Origin of the sequence: Lactobacillus sp. UMNPBX12, from assembly GCF_002553955.1 — a bacterium.
Lineage (GTDB): Bacteria > Bacillota > Bacilli > Lactobacillales > Lactobacillaceae > Lactobacillus > Lactobacillus crispatus.
The window spans coordinates 167,402-173,522 of record NZ_PCYY01000001.1 but is presented as its reverse complement, the minus strand read 5'-3'; the positions used below and the strand labels follow the sequence as shown (position 1 = coordinate 173,522).

General features: G+C 36.2%; 7 protein-coding genes and 1 tRNA gene. 2 read left to right on the top strand and 6 right to left on the bottom strand.

All coding sequences use genetic code 11. The features are described from left to right. Positions 1-66: 66 nt before the first annotated feature. A tRNA-Asn gene (locus tag CP363_RS00875) sits at positions 67-139 on the top strand. A 522-nt stretch (positions 140-661) separates the two neighbouring features. Then, the gene (locus CP363_RS00870) at positions 662-1,096 is read left to right on the top strand and encodes a GNAT family N-acetyltransferase (RefSeq protein ID WP_005723985.1); all 435 of its coding nucleotides are present in this window, start codon (positions 662-664) and stop codon (positions 1,094-1,096) included. 218 nt (positions 1,097-1,314) lie between these two features. On the opposite strand, the gene CP363_RS00865 is transcribed toward CP363_RS00870, so the two are convergent. From CP363_RS00865 to CP363_RS00840, 6 genes are all read right to left on the bottom strand, one after another. Beyond that, a complete protein-coding gene (locus CP363_RS00865; protein WP_005726080.1) occupies positions 1,315-1,536 on the bottom strand; it encodes a cytochrome b5 domain-containing protein in 222 nt (73 codons plus the stop codon). 92 nt (positions 1,537-1,628) lie between these two features. Beyond that, entirely contained in the window at positions 1,629-2,498 is an 870-nt protein-coding gene (locus CP363_RS00860) for a lysophospholipid acyltransferase family protein (protein WP_013085637.1), read from the bottom strand. Continuing rightward, the gene (locus CP363_RS00855; protein WP_089145365.1) at positions 2,495-3,442 is read right to left on the bottom strand and encodes a glycosyltransferase family 8 protein; all 948 of its coding nucleotides are present in this window, start codon (positions 3,440-3,442) and stop codon (positions 2,495-2,497) included. Before CP363_RS00855 ends, CP363_RS00860 begins: the two co-directional genes overlap by 4 nt. Positions 3,443-3,455: 13 nt before the next feature. Then, the gene (locus CP363_RS00850) at positions 3,456-4,409 is read right to left on the bottom strand and encodes a glycosyltransferase family 8 protein (RefSeq protein ID WP_089145364.1); all 954 of its coding nucleotides are present in this window, start codon (positions 4,407-4,409) and stop codon (positions 3,456-3,458) included. A gap of 17 nt (positions 4,410-4,426) precedes the next feature. After that, a complete protein-coding gene (locus tag CP363_RS00845; protein WP_065991057.1) occupies positions 4,427-5,263 on the bottom strand; it encodes a glycosyltransferase in 837 nt (278 codons plus the stop codon). 16 nt (positions 5,264-5,279) lie between these two features. Beyond that, positions 5,280-6,041 carry a 1-acyl-sn-glycerol-3-phosphate acyltransferase gene (locus tag CP363_RS00840; protein WP_013085640.1) on the bottom strand — a complete coding sequence of 254 codons (762 nt, stop codon included), beginning with the start codon at positions 6,039-6,041 and terminating at the stop codon, positions 5,280-5,282. Positions 6,042-6,121: the final 80 nt, after the last annotated feature.

Sequence of the window (6,121 nt, the reverse complement as noted above, 5' to 3'; positions counted from 1 at the left end):
ACGCCGAAAGTAGTTGGTGGGCAACTGCCTGCGAGGAAAGGAAGCTGCCGTGCTCTTTTTTAATATTCCGGCTTAGCTCAGTTGGTAGAGCGCTTGACTGTTAATCAAGATGTCGTCAGTTCGAGTCTGACAGCCGGAGCTAGCGGAATATGAAAGAGGCGGGGGCCAGAGGCTTCCGCCTTTTTGTGTGCTATTAAAGTTCTATAATGAAGCTTTTCTAAGTCTTGAAATTTTTTTAAATAGGGTTTCCAAGGAGCTTTGAGGAGTCTGTACTCTGAATGGTATTGATGGATACGTTATTTTTTCTGCCGGAAAGCCACAGAATGGACAAGTGGGCTGCTTTAAAAGGGCTTCGTAGACTTTGTATTGCACTCCATTGAAGAATTTATAGAAATTGTTGTAAAATTTAATATCGAGATCAAATTTAATACAATCATTAACAGAGGACATAGCACAACTCCTAAATAGCTTAATTGAGACAGAATATCATAAATATTCATCAACAGGAAAAATTATAGAGCTAATAAAAAAGTTATAGCTTTTTATTTGCGTTATGAAATGTATAAACTTGTTGTCTTTGTCTCTCTATTAGACTGGTAAATATTCAAAAGTATATGTTAAATTTCAGACATTAAATACTTAGAAAAAAGGACATATTTAGATGGATAAAAATTCTGATAGACTTACGTTAGTGCCATATTTCCCGAATGAAAAGCAGACTCTTAAATGGTACCAGGATCCTAAAATCTGTAAGCAGGTAGATAATATTGATACCGTTTATGATTTAACTAAATTACGTCGAATGTATGAATATTTGTCAGTGCATGGGTGGTGCTACTATATTCAATATCAAGGGAAATTGATTGGTGATTGTACTTTGCTAAAAGACGGTGAGATATCAATCGTGATTTGCAAAGAATATCAAAACTTGCATCTTGGTAGAAAATGTGTCGACAAATTGGTGCAGCTTGCAAGAATTCAGAAAATGACGCAAGTGAAGGCTCACATATATGACTTTAATATTCAAAGCAAAAAAATGTTTACAAGAATGGGGTTTAAAGAGCAACAACCTGACTGGTACTCTTATGATTTATAGATCAAAAATATTCATGTTACCAAGTAATTCATACAAACAATCAGTTGGTGTGATGTCAGATAAGCACTCGTATTAGAAAAATGTAATCATCAGTAATTAAAGACTGTAGTTGAATCAAATAATTAACTCAGCGTATAAAATGCTGAGTTAGACAAAAAAACAACGAGCAATTCTCTCGTTGTTTTATGGATCATTTTGATCAAATTTTTAGTTTATCTTTAGTTATAAATACCAACTTGATTAATGTGGGCCAATTCCAGAACTGGAGATTGAGCGAGGTCCAGACTAACATCACAGCCAGCATGGATACCATTATTTTCGCCATTAAGCCAGTGGGTATTATTAGTTACGTCATAGACAGTACCATTAAATGCAATATAAGCTGGACGTCCATTTTTACCATTGTAATTTGATAGAGTTTCTTTAGTAAATTTTCTCATATAAGAAGCTCCTTTCTAATAAGATCTTGATATATCAATGGTAACACTGTGTCACCTTATAGCAAGAGATACGAAGGAGTCTTATGCTTTTCTTATGAAAGATGACCACGCCACCCAGCAATATCCCAATCTAGAAAGTCATAATTAAGCTTTTTACCATAAATTTTCTCGTAGGCAGCAACTTTTTGTCGGTAGTCGAGTTCCATCATCTTATGAGCGTTTTCGTTGGCGTTTAGAGAAACGTCAGGGAAGATTGGTGGTAAAACATGGACAATATATTTGGTCTCATAAAAATTAGGATCTTTCTTTTCGATTTTAGGTAGATCCTTAATCTCGACAAAAGTGGAGATTACCGGTACATTTTGTTTAGCCGCAAAATAATAGGCACCACGTTGTAATTTACGAGGCTTGCGATAATTCCACCACATCTCCTGTTCTGGATAAATTAAAACCCAATTATTTTTAGCTAAAGCTGCACTGAGGTGCTTAGGAAATTCATTTCCAATATAGCTAGGACTCTGAACTAGTGGAATAGTGCCAACATAATTCATTAAATAGCGGAAAAATCCAGGTAGCATTAGGTTAGTATCTTCAATTACAATTGAAAGCTGATGGTGCATCTTGTTAGCGAGCAGCTTCATTGGTAAAGAATCAACCTGATTGTAGTGGTTAGAAGTTAAAATTGCGCCACCAATAGGTAAATTATTTAGGTTCTCTAAACCTACAAATTCAGTTGATCCAGCTAATGCTCTGGATAAAGTACCAAATAAGAGATGTCCAATACGATTATTAAGCTTACTTGAAAAAGTGTTACGCTTATTCCAATAATCATTGACCAATTTAAGGCGCTGATCTAGGGACATTTGGGGATCGCCGATTTCTACTTTTGCTGTGAAGTTGCGTTCATTAGCAGCTTTTTTTATATTTTTAATCACTGCCTCACGATTATCGCCAAAAATCATAGTGTTACTGCCTCTCGTTTCTTAACTTTTGCCCAATTATTAGGATCTTGCTCAGTTTTGTCTTCCTTAGCAAGCATATGATCCAATTTTTCGCGGTCTGCTGCACGCTCGTCATCAGTATAATTATTGAGTTCGTTCTTTAATTCATCGAAAAACTGCGTTTGTTTGGCACTATCCCAGAAGTACTGTGCATATTGGACATTAGCAAAATGCCATGGCTTAAAGAAAAGATTATAGTGAATCAGACCAGGATTAGTTAAAGGTTCAGTGTTTTCATTTGGCATAGCATCCCAGCGAGGATTTAAGTGCAAAATTCTACCTTCCCCGATTTCATTTAAATAGTCTTGATCAGGAGCAATGCAATCAAAATGATACTTTTCTAAAAGTGTCATAAAATGGTCAATAAAATGTTCAGCGCGAAAGGCCCTAGCATTCATGACGAGCATGCCAGAGTTAATGTATTTCTTGGGGTCAAGTGCCAGGACATTTTTGATGTATTTTATCATCTTGTCTACATATTGAATTGAGGAGTCGGTGCAAGCAGCAAATAAATTATCACCCAATTCGGAGTTGTATAGTTTAGCAAGATCGTCGTTTACAATTGTGTCGCTATCAATATAGATCACCTTATCATATTCGGGAAAAAGTTCTGGAATTAAGAGGCGATAAAAAATCGACATGGTAAAAAAGTCAGCGCGAAGAAAGTTTTCCTTACGATTTTGAATAGGTTGTACAAGTTGATTATCAATATGGAAAAACTTCACATGAACGTTTGAACTGCTAAGATCAGACAAAGCTTTTTGATGCTTTGATGAGAGATCTTGATTTAAAAAGTAAACAGTATAATCCTTATTTGGATCTGTATGTTTGACTAAAGAATTAAGAGAAACAGCAGCGTATTTGGTAAAGTCATCGCTGATACTGTAAAAAATAGGAATTGTCATAAAATTGCCTTTCTTAGATTTTAACTGATTCCGTTTGTTTAACCTTAGCCCAAGTATTTGGCTCTTTGACAATCATGTCAACTTTTTTGGCCATCCATTCTAGGTCAGCTCGGGCCTTTTGACGGTCTTCATCAGTAAAGTTGTCTAATTGCTGCTTTAGTTCATCGTAATACGGCGTAGTTTTAGCAACATCCCAGAAATAATGACCATATTGAACATCAGCAAAATGCCATGGTTTGAAGAAAAGATTGTAATGCACGATCTTAGGATCTTGAATTTCAGGAATGCTTTCATTTGGCATAGCATCCCATTCTTTAGGTAGGTGATAAATCTTATCTTCGCAAATTTCATTCATGTAGGCTTGATCAGGGTCAACGTTATCGAAATGATATTTATTCATTAAGTAGTAGAATTTATCAACAAACTTTTTGTCTCTAAAGGCCTTCATATTAAACAGAATTACACCATTATTGATGTATTTTTCTGCAGGCAAAATTCCCTGACATTCTTTAATGTACTTTTGTAAAAGTGGCATGTAACGAATTGATAAGTCGGGACATGAAGCAAACATGTTGTCGGCGATATCAATTTCGTACATTTTAGCAATATCAGTACAGATAATAGTATCTGCATCAAGATAAACTGCCTTGTCATATTGAGGGAACAATTCTGGAATGAATAGCCGGTAGAAAATTGACATGGTAAAGAATTGAGCACGTAAGTAGTTTTCCTTGGTATTATGGATTGGCTTAACCATGTCATCGTCGATATGAAAGATTTGAACATGAATATTATCAGTTGAAAGATCTTCTAAGCTCTTTTTGTGCTCATCAGATATCTGTTGGACTAAAAGGGTAATCGTATAGTCCTTCTTGGGGTCAGTATGGTCAATTAATGATTTAATTGAAACATATGCATATGGCGTATAATTATCGCTAATTGTGTAAAAAACAGGAATGGTTTTCAAAATAAGATCCTCCTAAATTATTTTTTTAAATTATTTCGTAATTTGAGATATTCGTTAAGCAAATCATCATATTCATGTAAATGAAGTACACTGTGTACGCGATCAACATCCCATGGCTTAACTGTTTGAGTATGGAAATAAGGCCAAAACCTAAAGCTAGTAGTGAAATGTTGAATTTTGGTGTTTTTTTGCAAATGATATTGCTCATTATAACGGCGTGGTGCTACTCGCTTGGCTACAGCTAGCTTGTTTATTGCTGATTGGTCGGGCAAAAACATTTGCTTAACCTGCATCATATGCCGCACCTCGGCAAAGAGACCAGTTTGCTTAATTTTCTTCATATTCAGCAACAAAACGCCAGAATTAAGATAATCAAATGCGCGCTTGGTCTTAAGATTGTGGAAGAAGAAGCGACCCCAATAATCAAGTACGCCCACTAATTCGATTCCGTTAATATCCTCATTGTAAAAAGTTGTAATATCACCGCGAATGACAATGTCATCGTCTAAATAAAGAATGCGATCAGGAATCTGTGGCAATTGGTCTGCAAATAAACGCAACATGGCATATGGCGTGAAGCGAGTATTCATGTTAGCGGTTGGCGGTTCCTGTTCAAATAACTTGGTGCAGTCAATTAATTCAACTGTACTGTTAGGATTGGCTTTTTTTACTAAAGAACGTAAAAAATCAGCCGCATGTTGTGAGAAAGGGTGATATTTACGTTCATCACTGTGTGCCTCCATCGTTAAAATATAAAGATGCAATTCTTGAGCACCAGAATTTTTGATTAAAGATAAGGTGGAAATCAAAACGCCATCTTGAGCATTTTCATCTCCACAAAAAAGAATATTCATGATAAACTCCTATTTTTTATTTCTTTTGAATATATTGACAATATTCATAATCGCTATTTTTTGCACGCTGCTTCATTACCTGCCAAATTTCATCGTGAAGCTTATTTTGAGCTTCCTTACGGCTTAAATTTGTATCCGGGTAAAAGGGCCCATCAATGTAAATAACGGCACTAGGTCGCTTGCTAAGCCACTTTTTATGGTAGGTTTTGGTCATGACGAAACTAGGCGCATTTAATTTAACTGGAAAGTGCATGCTTGTTGCATCGAACGGGCGAATCTTCGTGTAATAGGGCCAGACATGAGCTTCAGGGTAGATGAGAATCTCGCCCTTTTTATCCTTAATCACAGTTTGAATGGCTTTAATTAGTTTGAGCGATTGCTTCATATTTTTGCCAACAGGCAGACCGCCGTAGCGTACAAGATATTTGCCAATGAAGGGGATGCCCCAGTTAGCTTGATTAGCAATAGCATAAAAATTTTTGATTGGAAAAATTGTGAGCGAGGTAAAGACATCCCCCATGGGTCTAGTATGGTTGCCATAAATAAAATAGCCCCCATTGACTTGCTTAAGTTTTTCTTGACCAACGACTTTTACATGATCGAAGAAGCGGAAAACCACCCAACCAAAAGCGCATGCTAAGTGACGAGCGGTAGTGGACCAGATTCTAGCTCCAAGAGAATTAGGTAGAATAACGTAATTATCGGGTAGACTGAAATTTTGATCGTGACTATCGACTACATCATCGGTTGTTTTTTGGTAATAATAAATCCGTTTCATCTTGCCCTCCATGATACTTATGTATCCTATGATACCATGGAAAAAAGCATAATTCCTAAGACGAGAGGAATGCTGAAAGA